Annotated in this window: 22 protein-coding genes; all 22 read right to left on the reverse strand. The window is 41.5% G+C overall.

The window, feature by feature from the left end; translation table 11 throughout:
* Positions 1 to 2: 2 nt before the first annotated feature.
* Positions 3 to 1,760: a glycoside hydrolase family 9 protein gene (locus tag H171_RS17880; RefSeq protein ID WP_100306342.1), complete on the reverse strand. Its 1,758-nt coding sequence runs from the start codon at positions 1,758 to 1,760 to the stop codon at positions 3 to 5.
* A 20-nt stretch (positions 1,761 to 1,780) separates the two neighbouring features.
* Positions 1,781 to 2,623, reverse strand: a complete 843-nt coding sequence (locus H171_RS17885) for a carbohydrate ABC transporter permease (protein ID WP_100306343.1) — start codon at positions 2,621 to 2,623, stop codon at positions 1,781 to 1,783.
* On the reverse strand, positions 2,616 to 3,485 hold the full coding sequence (locus H171_RS17890; RefSeq protein ID WP_100306344.1) for a carbohydrate ABC transporter permease: 870 nt from the start codon (positions 3,483 to 3,485) through the stop codon (positions 2,616 to 2,618). The genes H171_RS17885 and H171_RS17890 overlap by 8 nt, the downstream gene beginning before the upstream one ends.
* Positions 3,486 to 3,562: 77 nt before the next feature.
* Positions 3,563 to 4,876 carry an ABC transporter substrate-binding protein gene (locus H171_RS17895; protein ID WP_100306345.1) on the reverse strand — a complete coding sequence of 438 codons (1,314 nt, stop codon included), beginning with the start codon at positions 4,874 to 4,876 and terminating at the stop codon, positions 3,563 to 3,565.
* A gap of 50 nt (positions 4,877 to 4,926) precedes the next feature.
* Positions 4,927 to 6,072: an MFS transporter gene (locus tag H171_RS17900; protein ID WP_157803184.1), complete on the reverse strand. Its 1,146-nt coding sequence runs from the start codon at positions 6,070 to 6,072 to the stop codon at positions 4,927 to 4,929.
* Positions 6,073 to 6,499: 427 nt separating this feature from the next.
* Entirely contained in the window at positions 6,500 to 6,760 is a 261-nt protein-coding gene (locus H171_RS17905) for a GlsB/YeaQ/YmgE family stress response membrane protein (protein ID WP_025230990.1), read from the reverse strand.
* Positions 6,761 to 7,034: 274 nt separating this feature from the next.
* Entirely contained in the window at positions 7,035 to 7,787 is a 753-nt protein-coding gene (locus tag H171_RS17910) for a hypothetical protein (protein WP_100306347.1), read from the reverse strand.
* A 71-nt stretch (positions 7,788 to 7,858) separates the two neighbouring features.
* Positions 7,859 to 8,407, reverse strand: coding sequence for a hypothetical protein (locus H171_RS17915; protein ID WP_100306348.1), 549 nt, complete (start codon positions 8,405 to 8,407; stop codon positions 7,859 to 7,861).
* Positions 8,391 to 9,620, reverse strand: a complete 1,230-nt coding sequence (locus tag H171_RS17920) for a sensor histidine kinase (RefSeq protein WP_166433632.1) — start codon at positions 9,618 to 9,620, stop codon at positions 8,391 to 8,393. The genes H171_RS17915 and H171_RS17920 overlap by 17 nt, the downstream gene beginning before the upstream one ends.
* 189 nt (positions 9,621 to 9,809) lie before the next feature.
* Positions 9,810 to 10,463 (reverse strand): response regulator transcription factor, encoded by a 654-nt coding sequence (locus H171_RS17925; RefSeq protein WP_100306350.1) that lies wholly within the window; start codon positions 10,461 to 10,463, stop codon positions 9,810 to 9,812.
* A gap of 348 nt (positions 10,464 to 10,811) precedes the next feature.
* Positions 10,812 to 12,242 (reverse strand): 6-phospho-beta-glucosidase, encoded by a 1,431-nt coding sequence (ascB, locus tag H171_RS17930; protein ID WP_100306351.1) that lies wholly within the window; start codon positions 12,240 to 12,242, stop codon positions 10,812 to 10,814.
* A 1-nt stretch (position 12,243) separates the two neighbouring features.
* A complete protein-coding gene (ascF, locus tag H171_RS17935) occupies positions 12,244 to 13,650 on the reverse strand; it encodes a PTS cellobiose/arbutin/salicin transporter subunit IIBC (protein WP_100306352.1) in 1,407 nt (468 codons plus the stop codon).
* 168 nt (positions 13,651 to 13,818) lie between these two features.
* The gene (locus H171_RS17940) at positions 13,819 to 14,568 is read right to left on the reverse strand and encodes a MurR/RpiR family transcriptional regulator (protein WP_100306353.1); all 750 of its coding nucleotides are present in this window, start codon (positions 14,566 to 14,568) and stop codon (positions 13,819 to 13,821) included.
* Positions 14,569 to 14,734: 166 nt separating this feature from the next.
* Complete coding sequence (locus H171_RS17945) at positions 14,735 to 15,118, reverse strand: hypothetical protein (RefSeq protein WP_100306354.1); 384 nt, start codon at positions 15,116 to 15,118, stop codon at positions 14,735 to 14,737.
* A gap of 25 nt (positions 15,119 to 15,143) precedes the next feature.
* Entirely contained in the window at positions 15,144 to 15,983 is an 840-nt protein-coding gene (locus H171_RS24625) for a GNAT family N-acetyltransferase (RefSeq protein ID WP_242976986.1), read from the reverse strand.
* 458 nt (positions 15,984 to 16,441) lie between these two features.
* Positions 16,442 to 17,173 carry a purine-nucleoside phosphorylase gene (deoD, locus tag H171_RS17960; RefSeq protein WP_100306355.1) on the reverse strand — a complete coding sequence of 244 codons (732 nt, stop codon included), beginning with the start codon at positions 17,171 to 17,173 and terminating at the stop codon, positions 16,442 to 16,444.
* 4 nt (positions 17,174 to 17,177) lie between these two features.
* Positions 17,178 to 18,089: a ribokinase gene (locus H171_RS17965; RefSeq protein WP_100306356.1), complete on the reverse strand. Its 912-nt coding sequence runs from the start codon at positions 18,087 to 18,089 to the stop codon at positions 17,178 to 17,180.
* 1 nt (position 18,090) lies between these two features.
* Positions 18,091 to 19,062, reverse strand: coding sequence for a nucleoside hydrolase (locus H171_RS17970; protein WP_100306357.1), 972 nt, complete (start codon positions 19,060 to 19,062; stop codon positions 18,091 to 18,093).
* Positions 19,063 to 20,007: an ABC transporter permease gene (locus tag H171_RS17975; protein ID WP_100307573.1), complete on the reverse strand. Its 945-nt coding sequence runs from the start codon at positions 20,005 to 20,007 to the stop codon at positions 19,063 to 19,065.
* 19 nt (positions 20,008 to 20,026) lie between these two features.
* Positions 20,027 to 21,172 (reverse strand): ABC transporter permease, encoded by a 1,146-nt coding sequence (locus tag H171_RS17980; protein ID WP_100306358.1) that lies wholly within the window; start codon positions 21,170 to 21,172, stop codon positions 20,027 to 20,029.
* Positions 21,169 to 22,719 (reverse strand): ABC transporter ATP-binding protein, encoded by a 1,551-nt coding sequence (locus H171_RS17985; RefSeq protein WP_100306359.1) that lies wholly within the window; start codon positions 22,717 to 22,719, stop codon positions 21,169 to 21,171. Before H171_RS17985 ends, H171_RS17980 begins: the two co-directional genes overlap by 4 nt.
* A 66-nt stretch (positions 22,720 to 22,785) precedes the next feature.
* On the reverse strand, positions 22,786 to 23,940 hold the full coding sequence (locus tag H171_RS17990) for a BMP family ABC transporter substrate-binding protein (RefSeq protein ID WP_100306360.1): 1,155 nt from the start codon (positions 23,938 to 23,940) through the stop codon (positions 22,786 to 22,788).
* Positions 23,941 to 23,946: the final 6 nt, after the last annotated feature.

Here is a 23,946-nt window from a genome sequence, read left to right on the forward strand (position 1 = left end):
TCCTATCTCCGTTTAAAGGCTTGTGCGAGAATAAACCATGATACATGAGGAATCCATTGTTCCGCCCAGCGCCAGTTATCACCCACTGTGCCGCCTGGTTCCCGGATAAATGCGATTCCTTCTTCATTGGTCTCATCGCTTGTGATTCCATTGCAGATCCCCCCCGGGCAATTCATAAAATCATACCGGTCTTTGAAGAAGTACTGGATATTATTCTTACCGTAGCCATCCATCATACAGGAATCAAAGGGATTTAATCCCATGATCCAGTTAATCTGGTTATCTGCAAAATACTCCAGCTGGACCTTTAATTCTTCATCATCCGTAACTCTTAAAAGAGTCCTGGCCGCTGCAGATAAGGAAGCAATCCTGGCATTCTCTCCCTGCCACCATGGTTCTACTGTTGTATGATGCGGGAAAAAGAATTGGATCTTTTTCCCCCCATCACTGTCCTCAAAAAGAAATCTCGGATAGCCGAAGGGATTAGAAACAGAATATGTAATATTAAGAATGTGCCTCATTATCATTTCTGATGTTCTCACGGCTTTTTCAGACTTCTCCCTGTTCTTTTCTATTGAAGCATATTCAAGAAGTGCAATGACAGGGAGCCCTTCATCGGCTGCATGATAATAAGGGAGGTTACCAGAAGAGGTCAGATAAGCTGCCGTATCCCCCTCCATAACAAGACGCACATATATACGCTCCGCCATATCTCCTGCCTGTGACAGGTACTCATACTCTTTACTGGCCTTATAAAGCTCTGCCAATGCCAGTAAAGCACAGTATTCATCAATCAGATTCCATTCCCCATCATTGGTATACCTTTCATTATTTGCTGACAGGTAATGCCATGCATCTTTTGCTGCCAGAAGATATTCATCCCTTGTGAAATCGGTTCCCGGATAAAAATGTCTGGAGGCTGCTGCCAACGCTGCAATTGCAGTTCCTCCTCCTGACCGCAGACTGGTTTCATAATTCGCATCCTCAACAGTCTCTGCATCTGCAGTTGCTGCCTTTTCACTGAACTGGGAGCTGGAACCATGATATTCAAATCCGATTTTTCTGTTTCCTCTCACATGATCCAGGGCATTTCCCCTGTTAATTGAACGGTAAAAGCTTCCAGAGGGAGCGCGCATCCGCATAAGAAAATCCGCCCCATAAGTTCCTTCATCCAGCATCCTTCGTTTTATCATGGTATATTCCTCATTACAGGAGGCCTCCAGCTCTTCCGCTGCTTTAAAAAATGCATAAGCACTGAAAGAAGCCTGCTGAGGATTATGCACGGTTCCATGTGATAAATGAGATAAATGGATTCCATAATCTCCAGTAGCATCAAACCAGCCTCCATGAGCATCAACCTGCCCCTGCCGCTCTCCTGCAAAGCCCAGCTTCCGGTCCTCAAAGAGCCATTCTCCACTGGATCTCTGGGCTTTAAAATAGTAGCCTGCCGCATTTAACAGCCTCATGGTAATTAAGGATTCTCTGATTTCAAATACATCACTTTTTACAGGTCCTCTTTTTGTTTCAATATGTAACTGAAATTTACCGGAACCCTTCCATTCTGAAAAGTCAAGGGTCCAGTAATATCCGGTTTCCCACTGTGCCACAGTTCCCCATTCCTTTACCCCGCCTTCAAGGACAACCGTTCCATCAGCTTTAGAAAGCTTGAATCCTCGAAGGCAATCCTCTTTCTTCCCCTGATAAACCGCCATTTTCTTACCGGATGTATCATAACCCAAATGATTGACAAGTAATTCCATAAAACATCCTCCTTACATCTCTAACCTTTTACAGCCCCTGCTGTAAGACCTTTGATAACCTGTTCCTGGGATATAACATATAAAACAAGCAGCGGTACAATTGTAACAATAATCGCTGCCATCATGCTGCCGTAATCCGTTCCAAACATATTGCTGACCATTGATAAGATCACACAGACTGGCTGTTTCGACCTTTGGGAAAGATATACCATAGAAGTCAGCAGATCATTATAAGACCATATAAAAACCATGATTCCCACAGTTGCAAACATAGGCCTGGATAATGGCATGGTAATATGAGTTAATACATAAAACGGTGAGGCACCATCTATAATCGCTGCCTCATCCAATTCATCCGGCAGAGAGCGCATAAATCCAGTCAGTAATGTAATAGAAAAACAAAGATTCCCTGCAATCTGAGGAATAACAGCCGCTGCATGAGTTCCACGGACAGGCAGCTTACTGATCGTCACAAAGTTTGGAATCATAGTGGCAAAGGACGGAACCAGAAGACAGGCAATCAATACTGCATCTGCATACTTCGTCCATTTAAACCGGTATCTTCCCAGTGAAAATGCTGCTAATCCAGCGATTAACACAACACCGATTACAACAGAGCCTGAGATAATGAAACTGTTAATAAAGGCCCTGGACATACTTAGATCCGGGTAGCTCATAATGGTTTTATAATTGATAAGCTGTATGGCCGCAGGAAGTGCTACTCCGTTTTTTACAATTTCTTCTGAAGTTTTAAAGGAATTAATAAGCACCCATAAAAGCGGAATGATGGTAGTTAACGCCCAGAAAATTAAAATTATATATTTTAGTACCCTGGCAGCCAGTTCTTTCCCTTCCTCATGCATCCTCTTCACCTCCCTGCAGCATCTTTCTAAGCACACTGGTTACCGCAACTCCAAGAACGATCATGACTATGGCTATGGAACTGGCATATCCCCCATTGCCCCTTGCAAATGCCTTCTGATACATATAAGTGCTCAAAAGCTGGCTGGAATCCAAAGGGCCGCCATTGGTAACCATAAAAATAATATCAAATACTTTAAAGCATCCGGAGACTACAAGAACAATCGAAGATGTAAGAACACTGCGCAGCATCGGCACGGTGATATAAACAGCTTTCTGCACCGGTCTGATACCATCCAACATGGCTGATTCATAAATATCAGAGGATATGTTTGATATGCCTGTAAGAAAAATCACAAAATAAAATCCGACATACTGCCACACAACAGGAATCAAGGCAAGGTAAATGGAAGTCCTTTCATTGATCCATACCTGCTTTTCCCCTCCAAATAAGGTAATGAAATAGTTGAGAAGCCCATATTCATACTTATAAATCAGGGTAAACATAAGACCGATTGCAGTCGCTGATATTACAATCGGGAAAAAATAGATTGTTCGGAAAAACTTAAAGCAATGCCTGACTCCATCTACCAGTATCGCCAGAATCAGAGCAAAGCCAATCTGAAATAAGAGAACCCCTGCCATCAGAATCGCTGTATTGCGAAGCGCGGTTCTTACAACCGGATCTCTGATTAAATCTTTATAATTTTTCAGGCCAATAAACGTCTGTACCGCCGAGAAATTATACCAGGCTGTAAAACTGTAATAAATCGTCTTTCCCAACGGGTATATCATGAAGCATATCAAAAGAACTACCGCCGGAAGCAAAAACAGTATGGCAGTCCGTTGTCTTTTCGACTTCATGGAACCTCCCCCTTTCTATCCTTTTAAAAGGAGTGGCAGAATCTATAACTCTTCTGCCACTTTCCCCTCCCTCTCTTCTATTTGCTGGTAGCCTCCAAGATCTTTCGTGCCTCAGCCAGTAGTTCCAGGCTGGTCTTCTTTCCTTCTACCAGATACGGTGCTCCGTCATCTGCAATAGCCATCCAGGCCTCCCGGCTTATCTGGGAATCAATAGCAGTATCCGTATAAGATGCCTTATTTAACATCTCGACCGCACTCTTCTTCAAAAGAGAGGCGCCTTCCGGTACTGGGCATTCAATTGCTGAGCTTCCGCCTACCGCAATAAATCTCTGGACGATTTCCGGTGATGTTAGATATTTTAAGAGCTTTAGTGTTTCATCACTGCGCTCGGCTGCCTTTTTACTAAAGAACCAGCCAGAACCAAAGCCTGCAATTACGCAGTCTTCTCCTCCTTTGCCTCCGGGGAATGCAGGCATTGCAATAAGGCGCATATTTTCATTGTCCTCCAAAGCATTGACACACCAGGAACCATTAACCATCATGGCTGCTTTTCCTTCTTTAAACATCAGACGGATATCATCCTCTGAAATCGTCATGGTATCCTTTGGAAAGGCCCCCATCTGGTACCATTCTGCAATACTGTCAAGTGCCGGTGCCCAGCTGTCATCAAAGTAATTCTTATGTCCTTCTCCGCCCGACTGAGCCAGAATCGAAAGCTCCAGCAGATAAGAGGGTTTTGCTATGGAAGAAGCAAATGCAGGAATATCATTTTCAGCAAATACCTTAATGGCTTTCATGATATTATCATAAGACACAGGCTCCTCAAGGCCGTATTTCTCAAATAATTCTTTATTATAAAACAGGCCCTCATAATATCCCAGATAAGGAAGACTATACTGCACTCCATCATATTTCTGACTGTCAAGAGCTGACTGTTTAAAGTTTCCAGACCACTTCCCGTCGTCTTTCATATAAGTTTCAAAATCAACAAACAGTCCGGAGTCCACCAGCGGCTTTCCATCTGCTCCCGTATAAAAAATCGATAAATCAGCCGGTGTTCCAGCCGCTATATCTGCCTGCATCTTCGTTCGGAATACATCATTTACTCCTGCTGTTGGAGCTGATTCGTCTAAAATCTCAATATCAGGGTTGGCCGCCATATACTCAGCGATAACTTCAGACCAGACCGGCGCCCATTGGTCAGAGCCTGTAAAAAAAGTAAATACCCTGATCTTTTCTTTTCCCCCTGATGCGGCCTTACCCGCATCAGCAGCCTCCGTTCCAGTATTCGTCCCCCCGGTCTGTGGTGCAGACTGACTGCAGCCTGCAAGAGATAATGACAACATGGTTGATCCTGCAAGTACCGCTAACACTTTTTTCATTTTTTTCATGTTCCCTCTCCTTTTCATTCCTTTATTACCTTTAAAAGCAGTAACAACTGCTAAAAAGACAACTCCCTGCCTTTTCCTCTGCACCATACCCCAAAGAACAGTGTGGCAAATCCTATGATTATGGCTGAGCAGGCCATCATGGAACCACCTCCCCATAATTCAAAAGCAGCCCCTCCAATATACCCGAATACCAGCTTACTGAATACAGTACTCATGGTTGCATTTAATACCTGGCTGCTGGCCCTTAGATCCGGCGGTACCCTTCGGTTAATGTAATTCAACAAGCAATAACTGATTCCTGTAAAACTGAATCCATGAAGCAGGTTTGTAAGAATAATCAGCATAGGCGCGGTTAAAAAATAGAGAAGGGTCCATCGGATGCAGGTAAGAACTCCGGACAAAATAAGCACCCCGGACATCCCTATCTTTTTCACAAGCCTGTGCATGACCATGAGACAGGGAACCTCGGCAACAGAACAAGCGAACATCATCCAGCCAACCAGCTTGCTGTTTCCCCCAATCTGCACAAAATGAATGGGGTAAAAGTTATAGAAAAAACTGGTTCCCAGCCCATACATTAAATTAAAACCAATCAGTACAACCAGAGTCTTATCGGATAATACCTCCCATATAGAAGATTTATTTTTCTTTTCTTTAAAGCCCTTTACCGGCGGGATGGATAAGGAGAAGATCAGACATAAGAACATGGCTGCTGCCACAATCCAAAAGATAGAGGAATACTCATCCTTTAAAAAATACCCAGCCAAAACAACGGTTACAGCATAACCGATGGTCCCTCCCAGCCGGATTCTTCCATAATCCCATTTGCTGCCGGTCAGGGACTCTAAGGTAATATTATCATTCAAAGGAATAATGGGAACAAAAAAGGCACTAAAGGCAGCCACAAGAAATAACACATGCCAGTAACTATTCGTAAGGTAAAAACCCAGCGCTGAAATAATGGAAGCAATGTAGAGAAAAGCAACCACTCCATTTTTTCTCTCTGCCCTGTCACTGATACTTCCCCAAAAGGTCTGTGCTATCAGCAGCACGATTGTGGATATGGATATCATGCTGCCAATCTGAGTTGTAGAAAAACCGATCTGAGCCAGATATAAGTTTAAATATGTATTATAGATTGCCTGCCCTGAAAAAAATACAAGATACACACAGAACAGTCCCCTGGGAAAGCTCATGCTTTTCTTTTCCTCTCTCACCATGCAACTCCATTCCAATTATTAAACTTTGTTTATTAATTATGTGTTGACAACAGTATAACATAGGCGAAACAGAAATTCAAGTTGATGACTATCGTGTTTTTTTATGATTTTTCTTATAATTCTATGTATATAATGCACAATAACATCTGTATTTCGTTGCCCTCATCGCTTTCTGTTTACCAACGAATCTCCATTTAATTTTTTTATTTTTATTTCAATTTTTAAAGTTTATTAACTATATAAAATATTGTCGAATTCATACAAGAACATACAAAAAGGGCTATATCAAATAATCTGTACTTTATTATACAGTCTATTTGACATACCCCTTTTGATTAAGCAAGCGTATCCGGATCGCTTCAGGATATTTTTTTCTTATGGCGTGTCAGCCATGTAAACTATTTTACTCAGTCTTTTGTCTTCTCACTGCATTTACAATCCATAATAAAATAACGGAACCAACGATAGATACGATCAAGCTCCAGACATTAAATCCGGTAATGCCGGTTCCTCCCAGAAGGCCCATCAAAAACCCGCCGATTAAACCGCCGATGATCCCTACCACGATATTGGCGCCAGCACCCATACTTTTATTATTACCAGTGAACATACTGGCAATCCAACCGGCAAGAGCACCAATAATAATCCAACTTATAATTCCCATCGTTTATTACCTCTCTTTAAAAGAATTATTTATAATGAAATACATCATTATTTGTGTAAAAACCTGTCAGTCAATAAATTCAAAATAACTCAAATCATCTTGAATTATTATAAAACCAAATAAGCATCCTCGTAAGACATACGGGACACCATATATAAGTTTTGTCCTCATCAGGTATTTATAGTTAGTTTGTACCATAAATGTATTTTTTATACATAGCGTAAAAAAGGTACTGTTTCCAGCACCTTTTGGATCGACCCCATGATCTCATTATTTACTCTTCGCTAAGATTTATTCCCATGATTCCAGCCTGCACTTCATTAATCCTGTCATTGGCAATAATTGCTTTCCCATTTACACCCTCCAGACTATTTATTATCTCTCCATCCGGCACATTGGAGTAAGCACCATTCTTATACTTCAATACAGAATACTGAGCCTTGTTTTCGTTATAATACGGAACAATTAATTCATGATATCCGTTTTCTAACTTATCACTGACAATGATTGGTTCATTGATTAATGTAAACTCCTGAACAACGTGCAGCTTTCCACCATTTTCGGATAACAGCAATGCACTGCTTCCGCCGGAGCCGCTGGTATAAGGACCTGTTACCATTACAAATATTTCATCCTTCCCATCATCATTTAAATCAATATAGTTATAAAAATAATTTGTCGTTTCATAATATTCCTCTGGCACCTCCATGTCTTCAATGATCAGATCTCTTAGTTCTTTCAACGGTTTAGACTCCGCCTTCATGCCTGATATGCCCTTGGGTAACTTAAGCATTGGTACTTCATCGGTTCCGCTGTTATTAGCAGCCGATGTTTCATTAGAGCCAGTATTCTCAGAATATGTACTTTCTGACTGGGCTGGCTCCTTCTGGGTTACTTCCTCTGTTATTACTGCAGACCCAGTATCCTTTTGCGTGTTTAATGCTCTATTTCCGCATGCACTTATGGACAATGTTACTGTAATTGCAAGGCTTCCTAATAGCAGCATCCCGTATTTTTTGTTTTTCATCTGAATATCCTCCATTTGTTTTTAAGTTATACTGTATTCTCACAAATAAATGTAACAAACTTGTATTATGCCTACGGGTTTTTTAAATATTTTTCCCACTGCATTTTCAAAATATCATTTTTTTCTCCCACTGGCTCAATGATTAATATCTTGCCGCTTTCCTCTTCCAGAGTGATTTGATATTTGATATCCTTTATTGTCAGAGAGCCTTTCCATATAAGCATGGAGTTCGACGGTGTCTCTGAGTCAATTAAAAGGTAAGGAGTTATATCAATCTCTCTTAATATAGGACCATATATAGTAATCTCTAAAACAGGAATCTTTCCCAGTTCCCGAAAACATTGCCTGCGCGCCTCATATAAACTAAACCTGTCTCCTGTTTTAAGTTCAATAAGCTTTAGGTTTGCATTGCCGTCTGTTAACAGCATCATTTTTTCCTCTAGTGTTAACGCATTGTTTTCTATTTTATCCATCTGAAAAACATTCATATCCATTTCTTTTGTCTCACTTAACAGCTTCCTGTCCTGATACTGGAAATAAAGATATGGAAAGATCAAGATTGCCAAGGCTAAAGCGGCTGCCTTGGCCAGATATAATACATAATTAGATGTCCTGTTCATCGATACTTCCTTTCCATACCAATGTCACTGTAGTCCCTTTACCCACTTCACTCTCAAACAAAATTTCTCCTTTATGAATCTTCATAATATTAGAACAAATTGCTAATCCCAGGCCAGCTCCCCCATCTGCTCTGGAACGGGATTTATCCACCCGGTAAAAGGCTTCCTGAATTTTTGAAATCTCCTCTTTTGGCATACCCATCCCGTTATCCGTTATTGATATCCATACATTACCACCCTTACAGCCGGATTCTATTGTAATCTCACCATTCATGCCGGCTGCTTTTCCACCATTATCTAATATATTTAATAAAACATTTTTCATAAGCTCCATATCTGCTCTGATTGGAAAATCAACAGTAGATTTTTTTACGGTAATTTTCTTTTTGTCAAATACAGGCTTCATTGCTTCCAGGGCATCTTCCACCAAATCCTGAACTGTACTGGCGGAATAATTGGGTATTGCATTCTTTTCTATTAATAACTGCATCATCCTGTTAGATAGTGCTTCCAGTCTCTTTCCTTCCGAAATAATATAGTCCACGGCATATAGGAAATCCTGCTCCTCCATTTTGCTTCTCTTTATTAAATCCGCATATCCTATCATGGCAGTAAGAGGCGTTCTGATTTCATGCGCCAAACTGCCTGCCAGTTCTTCCTGCTTTTTTGCAGTTTCCTTCAGCAGCTGTATTTTCTCCTCTAATTGTTCCGCCATTCCATTAAAATCGGATGCCAAAATGCCAACCTCGTCTTTCTCCTTATATTCCACTCTTTCCGTATAATCTCCAGACCTGATTTTTTTCACCGCATAAATTAATTTATGAATTGGATTCGTTAATTTTATAACATTTGCAGCGTTTAGCAATGCGCTTATGGCCCCCACTACAATTATGGTTATTATAAATATTCTTTGCTGATCCTCTTTCTCTAAAAAAACCTGTGTGAGATCTTTATGAACCTCAATTATAATAGGCCGTCCAAGCAGCTCTGTCAGAACTGACATTTGTAAAAAATAACCCTTAGCATTTTTTTCTACCCGATATACAATCCTATAAAGAGATAATTCACTACTCTTTTTATCTAAAAATCCTGCATCATCATTCTGATATAATATCTTTCCATTTTCATCGCGTATTCTATAAGATTCTCCATTCCAATTGTTTTTTAAAATATCAATTGCTTCCTCAATACTTTCTGTTAGTTCCTTATACAATGTACTGCTGTCATTCGCAAGCAGCGTTACCAGATCCCGATGAATGCTTTCGATATTTTCTTTTTCCCTCTCAACCTCCAGCAAATATGCTTTATGGAATGTCATTGACAGCAGTACAACGCCCTCTAATGTCAATGCGAACAGAACGACAAGAAATGTATTTGAGAATATCTTCCAGGAAAGTTTCATTTAATCCTCCAAACGGTATCCAATTTTAAATACAGATACCAATTGATCATATAGATCTAATTTTTTACGCAGCCTTTGTATATGCATATCAACCGTTCTGCTATCTCCAGTATACTCCCCTTCCCATACTCTCTCATAAATCTGTTCTCTAAATAATGCCAAATTCTTATTCTTAATAAATAGCACCAATAATTTAAACTCTTTCTCTGTTAATGTAATCTCCTTCTCATCCTTTGTCACCTTGTGTGATGATACATCCACGGAAATATTTCTGCAAGACAGGATTTCGTCTGTTTTGTAATACCGCCTGAGCACGTTTTCAATCCTGGCCTGCAATTCCTCTATCTGAAATGGCTTTGTCAAGTAATCATCAGCGCCTAACTTGAAGCCCTTTACTTTGTCCTGCACACTTCCTTTTGCAGTCAAAAATATTACCGGAATCTCCATTGGACGGATAAATTCCATTAATTCAAATCCATTGGCCTTTGGCAGCATGATATCCAGAAGAATCAACGAATATCTTTTTTCCAAAACTTTATTTGCAGCCGCTTCCCCGTCATAGACCTGTTCACATTCATATCCCATCGTTCTCAAGCTTAGCTTAATAAAATCAGATATAGGTTTTTCATCTTCAACAATTAAAATATTATGCATTTTTATTTCCTTTCTATCCAGTTTCCCTTTTTCATTAAAAAGCCAGGTCCCGAATCCGATTATGGTACCTGTTAATAATTTTCTTCTTATTATTTCATATTGTACGTCTTACTATATAAAAAAACATATGGATGTATCAATCTTGTAAAAAACCGGCAGACAACATAGTTAAATATAATACGTGATTTTATAAATTACAACATAAAAAGGGCTCCACACTCTCATGTGAAGTCCTTTTTATCACGGAGCTCTCTTTCCGGCCGCAAATGCAGCCGAAAAAATTATCCTGGTTTTTCAAACTTTTTATAAGTTTCTTACGCTTTCCGCAATTCCTCAGCTTATTAATTATCAGTCTAAATCATTTCCATTGCTTACAATTACTTTTTTATACCAATCAAATGATTTCTTTTTTTTCCGCTGCAGCGTACCGCTTCCGTCGTCTGCACGATCCACATAAATAAAACCATATCGTTTGCTCATCTCTCCGGTAGAAGCAGAAACAATGTCAATGCAGCTCCAGACCGTATACCCCATTAACTCCACGCCATCCTCCATGGCTTCTTTCATTGCCTTAATATGGTTTCTTAAGTAATCAATGCGGTAATCGTCCTGTATTCCTCCATCCTGCTCAATCTCATCCTTTGCACCCAAACCATTTTCAACGATAAACAGAGGTTTCTGATAACGGTCATACAGCTGGTTCATGGTGATTCTAAGTCCCAGCGGGTCAATGCTCCAGCCCCACTCGCTTGTTTGTAAATAAGGATTTTTCACTGAACGGATAATATTGCCCTCATTTGCTGTTTTATCATTCATGTCTGCAGCTACGCAGCGGCTTGCATAATAACTGAAGGAAATGAAATCTACTGTATTTTTTAAAATCTCCAGATCCCCATCTTCCATAATAAGACTGACTCCCATATCATGGAAGAGTTTACGGGCATATGAGGGATAAGCCCCCCGCACCTGTACATCAATGAAGAATAAATTTTCCTGCTCTTTTTTCACAGACTCCCAAACATCCTTGGGATTACAGGAATAAGGGTAAAAACTGCCTCCTGCAAGCATACAGCCCACCTGATTGCCCGGATCATATTCATGGGCCAGCTTAGTAGCCAGAGCGCTGGCTACCAAAATATGATGTGCTGCCTGATAGGTGGTCTGAGCTTTATTTTCCCCTTCCTGGAAGGCAATTCCCGCCCCGGAAAATGGACTGTGTAAAATAATATTAATCTCGTTAAACGTCAGCCAATATTTAACTAACCCTGAAAATTCTCTAAAACAGGTTTCCGCATAACGAAGGAAAAAATCTATGACTTTTCTGTCTCTCCACGAACCATATTTTTCCACCAGTCCCATGGGTGCATCAAAATGGCACAGCGTCACCAAAGGCTCAATGCCATACTTTTTACACTCAAGAAACATATTGCGGTAAAAATCTATTCCCATCTGATTGGGCTTTTCTTCGTCTCCTTCAGGAAAAAGCCGTGACCATGAAATAGAAGTACGGAATACCTTAAATCCCATTTCCGCTATTAAAGCAATATCTTCTTTATAACAATGATAAAAATCAATTCCCTCATGGCTGGGGTAATATTCTTCTTTCTGCAATTCGGGTTGGGGAACATTCCCTGTTTTTACTTCTAATCTTCGTACTCCATGAGGAAGTACGTCAATATTACTTAATCCCCGGCCTCCTTCACGGAAGGCGCCTTCCGCCTGATTGGCGGAAATGGCTCCTCCCCAAAGAAAATCTTTAGGAAATTGAAAATCGCTCAATTTATTCCTCCTCTTCCGGAATATCCTCAAAACCAATCACCAAAGTCAGTACAAACGATAATACAATCGACAAAATCGTAATACCTGCGATCCATGCAATGCTGGTTCCTGGATGTTCCGGGTCAATAAACTGTACTCCGGTTAAAACACTGGGTGAGACCATGGAACGGCTGGCAAGCCCTCCAATTCCAGCTAAACAGCCGCAAACAAATCCTGTAATCAAAGAAGCGATCAAAGGACGTTTTAAACGAACGGCAACACCATAAAGAGCTGGTTCCGTAGTTCCTGCAATCAGTGCGGAAGACGCTGCTGCAAGGGCGGTTTGACGAAGTTCTCTGTTTTTTGTTTTTAATGCTACTGCTAATGAAACTCCGCCCAGGGAAAGGTTCGCGCCTATTTCAGACGGCATAACGGTTCCCTCCATTCCTGTATCAGAGATCGTCTGCAGAATCGTTGGAGTAAATACCCTGTGCATACCTGTAATAACGAGTAAAGGCCAAATTGCACCCATGATACCAACTGCCAGGAATCCAAGTTTTGCCTGTACAAAGAATACAAATTTAGAAATTGATGTACCAATTAAAATTCCCGCAGGTCCAATAATTAAAATCGCAATAGGAGCCGCAATTAATAAAATCAACATTGGCTTTAAAAAGTTCTTTGTCACGGCAGGTGTAATTTTGTCAACGCCCCGCTCAATATAAGATAAAATCCAGGTCATGCAGATTGCAGGAATTACTGTATAAGTATATTTTACAGACGCAATGGGTACTCCCAGGAAATGGGCCGCTGTTTCTCCAACCGTTACCGCCTCCATTAAACTGCGGAAATCCGGGTGAATTAAAGTTCCTGCAATCGCAATGGCCAGAAACATATTCGTTTTAAATTTCTTAGAAGCAGAAGCTGCCACCATTACAGGCAGGAAATAAAAGGCGCCGTCCCCAATGGAATTAATAATTTTGTAAGTGTCACTGTCAGCAGGTAAAATATTAGCCATTGCCAATAACATAACCAGCAATTTTACCATGGAACCGCCGATAATTGCCGGAATTAACGGAGACATGGTTCCAACGATGGCGTCTAAAATGTTATTTCCGATTTTCTTAAGGGTCAAAGGCTCTTTCTTCTCTCCCCTTGCAACCTTACTTTCTTCTCCAAAGTTACCTAACTTCAATATCTCCTGATAAGCAGTTCCAACATGATTTCCAATAATAACCTGAAATTGCCCTCCCTGCTTTACAACTCCCATAACGCCGTCAATGGCTTTGACCGCCGCTTCATTTGCCTTGCTTTCATCCTTTAAGACAAATCTTAAACGGGTCATACAGTGGGTAAGGCTGGAAATATTATCGATTCCCCCAATATTTTCCACAATAGCTTTTGATACAACCGCATAATCTCTTGCCATTTTTCTTTCCTCTCTTATAAATTAATGAATTCGCATAGTTTTTGCTGATTGTGATTATACTGTTTATCAGGTTTCTTGTCATTAGTTCTAAGGTGCAAAAAAACAAGTGACGTCAATTCTCACTTGTTTTTTATACGTAACAGTATGTTACTTCAATTCATAACTTTTCTAATTTGAATTATGATCCATTTCTTCGGATGTATACCGGTACAGCTTCTTCCCCAGCCGTTCTATAATACTAATTGCAGGCATTTGAGTGGTAATATCATACACCTTTAGCCTCGTATACGTCACATAATAAGCTATGTTATAGTCCGATAACTTCGCCACAGTACAATTTTCCGTATTGGTCACACTGAAAATCTGGCAATTTTGTTCCTTAAAACGAATCACATGACCAATGGTATCATTCGACTCTCCAGAAACTGAAAATACAATGACCAGGGCATTTTCAAAAAATCTGCTCTCCGTGGGATAATGAGGTTCGTCAATATAAAGACAAAACTTTCCCATACTGGAAAAATACCTTGCCCCATATTTTGCCACAATCCCGGACATGCCGCTGCCCACAAAAATAATACGGTTTGCACGGACAATCACTTCCGTCAGCATATCCAGCTTTTTCTCAAATTCTTCCGAAGTTGTTTTCTTTAAAAAGTCAATGACTTCAGTCACATCGTCCGCAGCAGATATTTCTTTTCCCTTTTCAAAATGCTGCTTTAACTTTACCTTAAACTCGGCATAACCATTACAATCCATTTTCTTACAAAAGCGCAGTACCGTAGAAGTGGAAACATGGGCTTCCTGAGCCAATTCCCGAATTCTCATGTACTTCACTTTATCATAATTTTTCGTCACATATTGATATACTTCCATTTCCAGATCATTCAGTGACTTAACCTGCTCCACACGAAACATCCCTGTTCTCCCTTCTATGAAATACTCTTGCCTGTCCTATTTCATTTCTTTGTCTATCTTACCATAGGATAGCAAGTCCCACGGGTCTTCCTTCCGGATCAAGAACAGCCAAATCCAATTCAGGGTCATACCCTTACAGCATTAATCTCTCGGTTTGCTCTTATCTTTACGAAATAAGCCACTCTTTCGCCTTTTCCAAATCATCTATGCAAGTCATCATAAATGTTATATCTGCTTTTCTCTTTTTAATATAGTTTTTCATTTTTATATCCAAACCGACAAATACTACTTTACGCAGCGGCTTCTTTAGCATAACAAAATTATCAACGATCAATTCTAAAATTTCTTTGTCAACTTCCGAATCATCAAGGACAACTGCAATAAAGGAGCTCGTAGACGGTCTGCTGATTTCTATTAGATCCCGTTTAAATTTCTGCTTTAACAATTCCGTTTCACCATAAAGGGAATCCAAATGTTCGCACCAAACTTCTCCGCCATTATAAAATAAGGAAAAAGACTTTTTATTTAAGCCAAGCTCATACTTCTCCATAAAATAAATCCCCCAATATTCCCCATCAAATTTTTCGTTCCATACAAATCGAATCCGGCATATCCGCGTACTGCCCATAGTTCGGCATAATTTTGTATCCTGCCTTTTTGTACATATAACAGGCTGCTTCTAACGGTTTACCAGTCTCTAAAATGCACCATCGATATCCTTTAATCTTTGCCTTTGCCTCTAATCTCCGAACCAATTCTGCACCCAATCCCATGTTTCGATACGATGGTTCTACATAAATTCGTTTTAACTCTGCATGATCTTCATCATACATTTTAAAGGAACCACACCCAATCGGTTTGCCTTCCCGATAAGCCACGATCACGTCATGGATACAATCCCTTTGATTAAATTGTTCATACTGGCTTCTTTGAAATTTACCCCCAACGATCTCATCAAGAGCATTGTCCAATCGATTGCAAAGCTTTGCAAAATCCTGATCTTCCCCATCCGTGTCCTTAAACTCCAATTCAGAAAGATTCAGCAGCTCCGCCTTTGCCTTTTTGCTGAACTTATTAATTACAGCATCATATGCTTCATCAATCATCTGAAACAGCATGTCCAGATCGAAGAAAGCATCCAGATTTATAGTATTCCAATAGGGCTGCTGAACCGGCGGGCAGTGATATCCGCGTACTACAACCCCTGGATAAAGCTGCCGGTAAAGACTTGCTTTATCCGGCACACATTTTAACGTTATCTTGTAAAACTTTTCCTCAGGATTAAGTTGTACAAAGATCTTTCCCATAACCTTATAGCAGATTGGATATTCACCAAATGGCCTTGCCTCATATGCACTTGGGTGCTTTAAACAGTATTTTTCTATAGCCTGAATTACTTTTGCATTGTTCTCCATATATTGTCTCCTGACTTGAAGCAAAACCTGTAAGGTTCACGATTAATTCCCTACGGTTATATTAAATGGGATATTGCTGATAAGTATTCATTTCATCTCTAGTGTCAGAACCTTTAGGCCCTTCTCTATAGCTTCATAATTATTATAAATTGAGCTTTTCATTATTACTATAACATAATATTTTATTAATTAGCAATTATAACTACCATATTACAATAATGTAATTTCAAATAATTATACATTTAATTATCCCATGAAATAAACCTAATGATATCCATATAATAACATGTTCTCTTCTATAATGGAGGCATACCATCGCCCTAACATGTTCTCTGAACTTATTATATTTGTAATTCTCGACACCTTGTAAACTTTTTTCCCCAATAGAATACCAAAGAATCCACAAAGTCATGATAATATCATGATTTTGTGGATTCTCCTTAAATTTTTCTTACTCCTTAAATAATAGAAAGTGCCAGTTCCATCATCCTGGTAAAAGAATTCTGCCTGCCTTCAGCAGAGATTTCTTCTTCTTCAAACGGCGAATCTGAAATCGTTAAAATACACAATGCATTTGCTTTTCCATAGGCCGCATTCGCATAAAGAGCAGTAGACTCCATCTCACACGCCAGAACCCCCATATCTGCCCATGATACACCTGTTTTCGGCAAGTCGGGTTTATAAAATGTATCTGTGCACAGAATATTGCCAACATGATACGGCAGGTCCATTTCTTCCGCGCACTGTACTGCCTGACGCAGCAATTTGTAACTCGCTGTACAGGAATAATCTCCCGGCAGCTGGTATGTTGCCAGATAGTTCGTCTCCGTACAACTGCCGATGGCAATGATTACATCCCGCAGCTTCACTTGCGGCTGCATCGATCCGGCAGTTCCGATCCGGATTAAATTCTTCACACCGTAATAATGAATCAGCTCATAGGAATAGATCCCAATAGACGGGCAGCCCATTCCAGTTCCCATTACCGATATCCGTTTGCCCATAAAGTAACCGGTATACCCCAGCATTCCTCTTGTATGATTAAACTGTGTTACATTTTCCAGAAAATTATCAGCAATAAACTTCGCCCGCAGCGGATCCCCCGGAAGCAGGATTGATTCTGCAACATCTCCTGGTCCTGCATCAATATGAGGAGTTGGTGTGTGTTTCATAGCATTATTTTCATTCATCCTTTTATCTCCCTTCCTTTTTGTTTTTTATCACTTCTTCCACTTCTTTTCGTTCCGGAATTGATGCTGCCGCCCCCGGCCTTGTTACTGCAATGGCCGAGGCAACCGACGCCCGATGCAAAACATCCTCGATCTTTTCATCTTTCATGATTCCAGAGATAAAATATCCTGAATATGTATCTCCTGCCGCCGTTGTATCAACCGCTTCCGCTCTTACCGCCTCCTGGCGGTAAATCTGCTGTCCATCCCAGTAAAAGGATCCTTTTTCCCCAAGTGTCATGACTACTTTGGCATCAGGAAATTTCGCCGCCAGCTTTACCAGCACTGCTTCATCACTTTCGCCCGATGTTTCTGCTAAAGATGCTGCTTCCGCCTCGTTTACAAGAAAGTAATTTACCAGGTTTAACGGTAATTCTAAAACCTTATGATCCATTGGTGAAGGATTTAAAACAATCGTCATACCTCTTTCATGTGCCCTGCTGATGATATATTCCAGTTCACTGATCTCATTTTGAAGAACAATAAAATCCCCTGCGCAAAAACCAGACAGAACCTGTTCAACCTGTTCTTTACCAATCATTTGATTCGCCCCACCAAATAGAATGATGCAGTTATCCCCTTCACTGTCATTCTGAATAATAGCATGACCGGTCTGCACTTCATCCAGGATTGTAATACAGCCGGTATCTACTCCCGCCCGACTAAGGATCTCTAACAAAAATTCGCCTTCACTCCCGATAGCCCCGGCATGATATACCTGCTCCCCCGCTCTGGCCAAGGCAATCGACTGATTTAATCCCTTCCCGCCACCGAACACATTTAAACTTTCTGAAGATATGGTTTCTCCTTTGCGAACAAAGTGTTCTACTTTATATACATAATCAATGTTCATTGAGCCAAAATTTAATAGTTTCATATTATACCTCGTAGCTTATTATGGTTTGGATCAGCAATTTTTTAAAACGTGTCTTATCAAATTCCATTGCAACAAGTACATTCTTTTCAATACCATCTACTGGATAGCAGACTTCTCTGCCAATATCCTCCTTTGGCGCCATGCCTATATAATCACGGTAATCGCAGACAGTCATTCCCCTTGTAAACTCTCCCTTTGTCTCCACATCTACATGCATTGGCAATGCACAGGTAATAATCGCCGGATCAATCAACCATGCTATCGCACAAGCATCACATAGCTGCGATTGACGTCCCTGATTGACTGAATATTCCAGTAAATCTGCTGCCGTTGCCGCTACCAGCCCCGGCAGCGCCTTAAGCTGTTTCACTTCATCTATTGTCATGGAATTCTGACGGCACAGATTAAGCCCGACCATCCGGATCGGAATTCCGGATTCGAAAACAATCTTTGCTGCTTCCGGGTCAACAACTATATTAAATTCTGCGCAGGCATTATAATTCCCGGTCGTAACCGAGCCCCCCATGGAGATGATTTCCGGAATCCTATGTTTTAGCTCCGGCTCCTTTAAAAGCGCCTGTGCCACATTAGTCAATGGTCCCAGCGTTACCAGCGTCATGTCTGTCTGATAGCGAAAAGCATCAATCAGCGCATCCACCGCATGTTTTCTACTCTGAGCTTCTTTCAGCCTCGGCACCATGATATTCCCCAACCCACTGCTGCCATGAACATATTCAGCTCGTTCAGGTTTTGCAAACATCGGCATATCGTAGCCGGCATAAACCGGAATATCACCATGTCCCGCCAGCTCCGTCACATATCTGGCATTATGAAATGTATGATCAAGTCCGGTATTTCCCCCAACTGCCGAGATTCCGACAACAGAAAGATGCTTCATTGCCAGCAGCAGTGCAAAACTGTCATCAATTCCCGGATCACAGTCAATCCATACTTTCTTACTTGTTTCCATCATTTATGCACCTTCTCTCTTCAGTCCTTTTTCTATCCTCCTCCTCTGATTGATCCGAATCATATTAATCAATACAAGGGCAATTATAGTTGCTGCATAGGGAATCATTTCAATAAACTCCGTCGGAAAATTAGTTCCCTGACTTTTTAGAGTAGTCGCCAAGGCATCGGAAAAGCCAAAGAAAACTGCTGATACCGCGGTTCCGATCGGATTACTTCCGGCTATATTCATCGCCGATAAACCGATATATCCTCTGCCGTTTGTCATATTCTTCATAAAGAAACTAACCCACCCCATTGACATGAATGCTCCTGCAAAACCGCAAAGTACTCCCGAAACCAGAAATGATATATAACCAATCTTTTTTACATTAATACCCACCGATGCCGCAGCCTGCGGGTTTTCCCCAACTGCCCGCATCCTGAGTCCCAACCGGGTCCGATATAAGAAGAACCATACGAAGTAGATGCTCAAGAATGCCAGATAAGTAAGTAGGTTATGTCCCGACAGTACCTGTCCTAAAAACGGGATCGTATCAATTATCGGTATAACCACCGAGGGAATCGTATAGGCCTTAATTGCTGCCGAAGTGGCCGCCTTTTCTCCGGTCAACAAATACATGACAAATACTGTGCCGCCGCTGGCAACCAGGTTAAACGCAATACAAGTCAGGTAAAGATCTGTTTTACCGGAGAGATTGGACAACGCCAGTACCCCGCCGGAAAGAACACCAAAGATAATGGCTCCCAGTAAGCCAATCCAAACATTCCCGGAAAAACCGGCAAAAATCACACCTGCCAGTGCTGCCGAAAGCATCATTCCTTCCAGTGCCATGTTAAGCATTCCGGCTTTCCGGTTAATGACCGCTGCCAATGCAACGAAAATCAGCGGTGTTGATAAACGCAGTACTGAAAACCCAAAATTTGCAAACCATTCTATTGTAAACATATGCGTTCCTGCATGGATCTTACCCCACGCTCTCCTTTCCGGCTTCTGCTGCATTTTCTACCAAAATTTCCTTTGCTTCTTTTTCCCGGTCCATTTTCATGTCTTTCTGAGCCGCTTTATAGATCAGTTTTTTCTTATATCTTCCCATGAATTCTTCAGCCGCTACCAGAAGAATAACGATTCCCTGGATAACCGTAATGAACTCAATCGGAATATCACCTTTGGAGTTTACAACATCAGCACCGATCCGGATATATGCCAGCAGAATCGCCGCTACCGGAACCAGGATCGGATTCCTTCTCGCCAAAACAGCAACCATCAGACCATCAAAACCGTGCTGGGTACTAACGACCCACTTGTAACGATCATAATTGCCCAGGATCTCACACGTACCGCCCATGCCGGCAAAGATACCGCCAACTAACTGAGCCAAAATAATCGTCCCATTCATGTTGATACCGCTTGCCCTCGCGAAGTTCGGATTACTTCCCACAACCCGCATTTTATATCCAAAAATGGTCTTATAAAACAAAACTCCAACGAAAGCCACAGCAATCAAAGCCACAAAGAATCCTGACTGGACCCGGAACTTTCCAAAGATCATGGGAAGCTTTGCCGTCTCCGGAATCATATAAGACCCCAGCGAACCAATTGATGGATCCCGCATGAAATACTTCAGCACCCAGATCGATAAAAATGCCAAAATGCTGTTAAGCATCAGGGAGACCACCACAATATTGGCCTTAAACTTAACATCCAGCCATGCCGGAATCAGGGAAACCAAGAACCCGACTGCCGCACCAACTGCCAGCAGGATCAAAAGCATAACCGGTGTCGGCAGGCCCGCTCCGCCTAATGAAATAGCAGCCAGAGACACAATACACCCTGAAAACATAAAAATGCCTTCACCGGAGAGATTAAACTTATTTACTGCATACATAAAACAAAAACATAAACCGGTAAATGTAAACGGAATGGCCAGATTAATTATGCTTCCGACTCTCCGTACGGAAGAAAACGGGCCTAAGACAAATTGCCTGATAACATAGACCGGATCATCACTGATGGCAAACAGAGTAACGAGAGCAATTCCATAAGCAATGCCGATAGCAGCAAGGATTCGTACCAATTCGACTGTTGTTTCTATTCGTCTTGTTTTACTCATAGCACAGCCTCCATTTCTTTTGCTGTCATTGTCTTAATACCCAGCATATATTCTCCTAATTCGTCTTCAGAAACAAGGTTCGCCTGCTTAAATGCTGCTACAACCTTCCCTTTCCGCATAACCAGCAGCCTGTCAGAGCACTCCAGTACTTCATTCAAATCGGCTGAGATCAGCAGGGAAGCCGTCTTTTCTTCCCTTGATTTACGGACAATCGTCTTGCGAATCATTTCCGCTGCACCGACGTCAATTCCCCTGGTCGGCTGATTAGCAAGAATAAAATTACTGCCGGAAGTAAACTCTCTTGCCACCACCACCTTCTGGATATTACCACCGGAAAGCATCCGTACCGGCTGGTTTCTATCATCACAGGCAATATCAAATTCTTTAATGCACTGATCTACAATCTGGTCAATATATTTTCGGTTAATAAACGGGCCCTTCCGGTACTGCGGCTGAAAATAGCGGTCCGAAATAATATTATCCCGAATTGACATATCTCCGGCACAGCCAAAATCCATTCTGTCTTCCGGAATAAATGCCAGCCCCAACTGTCGGATCTGATGAACGGTTTTTCCTGATATACTGGCTCCGTTAATGGATACTTCACCGGAGGAGAAGATGCCAAGTCCTGATAACACATCGGAAAGTTCACTCTGGCCATTTCCTTCTACACCGGCAATGCCCACTACTTCACCTGCACGAATATCAAGAGAGACTCCATCCAGTACGGTCTTGCCCATTTCGTTGATCTTGACCAGATTTTTGATATGTACTACAACTTCTCCGGGCTTCGGCTGCTCTTTATCAATCCTAAGTACGACATCCCGGCCGACCATCAGTCTTGAGATATCTGCTTCACTCATATCCTCCAGTTCATAACTGCCCAGACAAAAACCATGGCGCAGGACCGTAACACGGCTGCAGATTCGTTTTACTTCTTCCAGCTTGTGCGAGATAAAGATAATCGAATGCCCGCTCTTCCTTAACAGAATCAGCTGTTCAAACAATTCATCTGTCTCCTGGGGCGTTAAGACTGCCGTCGGTTCATCCAAAATAATAATTTTCGCTCCGCGGATCAATACTTTCATGATCTCAACTTTTTGCATCTGACCAACCGAAAGGTCCATTACTTTCATCTTGGGATCAATATTAAAATTATACTTTTCTGCTACTTCTCTGGTCATCTCCACCGCTTTGTTATAATCAAACGTCCCCTTTTTCATCGGTTCGATTCCCAAAGCCACATTCTCCGCTACAGTCAGTGACGGTACCAGCATAAAATGCTGATGTACCATTCCAATGCCTTTATCAATGGCATCCAGTGTATTTTGAATCTGAACCTCCTGCTCCTGTACGAGAACACGTCCGGACTGGGCATTTTCCAACCCGAAGAGAACTTTCATCAACGTCGTTTTTCCTGCTCCGTTTTCCCCAACCAGAGCCAGAATCTCTCCTTCATTCAGCCAAAAGGTAATGTCCTTATTGGCGACAAATCCATTGCTGTAAATCTTAGTAATGTTCTCCATTCTCAAAACTTCACCAGACATATCTTCCTCCTACGGCAAACTGCCGAAATTTCTGTAAAAAATCCCGGCAGTTTACACTTTGTTCTGTTAAGGTGCTACACTGTCAAGCATTGCCTGATACTCGGCCTCATCCGCAAAATCATAGTAAGATTTCACTGACTTTTCGCCACTGACGATCTTGGACTGTGCCTCTTTCATCTTCTGACGCACTTCTTCCGGAACGGTTTCTTTGAAGAAATCATTATCAACATATCCAACGGAACTTTCTGACAGACCCAGACGGTTTACTTTCTTCCATACATCTTTTCCAGCCTCAACATCATGGAAAAATGATACAAATGAATCACCGACATTTTTCAGCATGGAGGTTAAAATCACATCGGCAAGTTCCGGATTCTCAGAATTTTTATAATACTGATACTGATCAGAATCCACACCAATTGCCCAGGTGTTCAGTTCTTTACAGGCTTCAAACAAACCACCACCGGCTCCTCCGGCCACCTGATAGAATACATCGGCTTTTTTATCTCTTGCCTGAGAGAGACAAAGCTCTTTCATCTTGGCCGGATCCGTCCAGGAACCAACTGCTGCCTTAACAACTTTGCATTCCGGATCGTAATCCTGAACACCATTTACAAAACCGGTGACAAAGTCAGCAATAACCGGATTATCCATTCCCACATTAACTGCTACTACTTTTGATTCAGACATACCGGCTGCCAGCTGTCCTACCATGTAAGAACCCTCATTCTGGGCATAGAAAATCAGAGCCATGTTTTCCGGTATCTCAGATTCATCCATAGAATCATCAAAACATACAAACTTAATCTCCGGATATTCCTTCGCCAAGCGGATTAAAATATCACGATACGTAGAGGATGCCACAATATATTCATAGCCTTCGTCAATGGTATCCAGCATGGCATCTTCCCATTTATCCGCTTTTGTCTCATCGCCGGCTTCAACCGTCTTGCAATCCCAGCCTTCCGAACGCAGAATTTTCATTCCCTCTTCACCGGAATCGTTAAAAGACTTGTCCCCCAGATTTCCTACAATATAGGCAATCCGCCCTTTTTCGCCGTCTTTTGCAGCCGGAGCCCCGCTTTCGGTTTTCGTTTCCTGGCTTCCGGTATCAACTGCACTTGATGATTTTGTTGTTCCTCCTGAACCACAGGCTGTAAGACCTGCTGCCATTGCCATGGCTATCACAACCGCGATTACTTTCTTTACACTTTTTTTCATATAAAT

It is taken from the genome of [Clostridium] celerecrescens 18A, assembly GCF_002797975.1.
GTDB classification, from domain to species: Bacteria; Bacillota; Clostridia; order Lachnospirales; family Lachnospiraceae; genus Lacrimispora; species Lacrimispora celerecrescens.

Excerpts from the sequence above, each read along its gene's own strand:
- H171_RS17965 (WP_100306356.1), bottom strand. The coding sequence starts at position 18,089 with ATGAAACTATTAAATTTTGGCTCAATGAACATTGATTATGTATATAAA.
- H171_RS17925 (WP_100306350.1), bottom strand. The coding sequence starts at position 10,463 with ATGCATAATATTTTAATTGTTGAAGATGAAAAACCTATATCTGATTTT.
- H171_RS17990 (WP_100306360.1), bottom strand. The coding sequence starts at position 23,940 with ATGAAAAAAAGTGTAAAGAAAGTAATCGCGGTTGTGATAGCCATGGCA.
- deoD (WP_100306355.1), bottom strand. The coding sequence starts at position 17,173 with ATGAATGAAAATAATGCTATGAAACACACACCAACTCCTCATATTGAT.
- H171_RS17885 (WP_100306343.1), bottom strand. The coding sequence starts at position 2,623 with ATGCATGAGGAAGGGAAAGAACTGGCTGCCAGGGTACTAAAATATATA.
- H171_RS24625 (WP_242976986.1), bottom strand. The coding sequence starts at position 15,983 with ATGGAGAACAATGCAAAAGTAATTCAGGCTATAGAAAAATACTGTTTA.
- ascF (WP_100306352.1), bottom strand. The coding sequence starts at position 13,650 with ATGGCAAGAGATTATGCGGTTGTATCAAAAGCTATTGTGGAAAATATT.
- H171_RS17980 (WP_100306358.1), bottom strand. The coding sequence starts at position 21,172 with ATGAGTAAAACAAGACGAATAGAAACAACAGTCGAATTGGTACGAATC.
- H171_RS17945 (WP_100306354.1), bottom strand. The coding sequence starts at position 15,118 with ATGGAGAAGTATGAGCTTGGCTTAAATAAAAAGTCTTTTTCCTTATTT.
- H171_RS17900 (WP_157803184.1), bottom strand. The coding sequence starts at position 6,072 with ATGAGCTTTCCCAGGGGACTGTTCTGTGTGTATCTTGTATTTTTTTCA.
- H171_RS17940 (WP_100306353.1), bottom strand. The coding sequence starts at position 14,568 with ATGTTTCGTGTGGAGCAGGTTAAGTCACTGAATGATCTGGAAATGGAA.
- H171_RS17905 (WP_025230990.1), bottom strand. The coding sequence starts at position 6,760 with ATGGGAATTATAAGTTGGATTATTATTGGTGCTCTTGCCGGTTGGATT.
- H171_RS17890 (WP_100306344.1), bottom strand. The coding sequence starts at position 3,485 with ATGAAGTCGAAAAGACAACGGACTGCCATACTGTTTTTGCTTCCGGCG.
- H171_RS17895 (WP_100306345.1), bottom strand. The coding sequence starts at position 4,876 with ATGAAAAAAATGAAAAAAGTGTTAGCGGTACTTGCAGGATCAACCATG.
- H171_RS17985 (WP_100306359.1), bottom strand. The coding sequence starts at position 22,719 with ATGTCTGGTGAAGTTTTGAGAATGGAGAACATTACTAAGATTTACAGC.
- H171_RS17975 (WP_100307573.1), bottom strand. The coding sequence starts at position 20,007 with ATGTTTACAATAGAATGGTTTGCAAATTTTGGGTTTTCAGTACTGCGT.
- H171_RS17910 (WP_100306347.1), bottom strand. The coding sequence starts at position 7,787 with ATGAAAAACAAAAAATACGGGATGCTGCTATTAGGAAGCCTTGCAATT.
- H171_RS17915 (WP_100306348.1), bottom strand. The coding sequence starts at position 8,407 with ATGAACAGGACATCTAATTATGTATTATATCTGGCCAAGGCAGCCGCT.
- H171_RS17880 (WP_100306342.1), bottom strand. The coding sequence starts at position 1,760 with ATGGAATTACTTGTCAATCATTTGGGTTATGATACATCCGGTAAGAAA.
- H171_RS17970 (WP_100306357.1), bottom strand. The coding sequence starts at position 19,062 with ATGATGGAAACAAGTAAGAAAGTATGGATTGACTGTGATCCGGGAATT.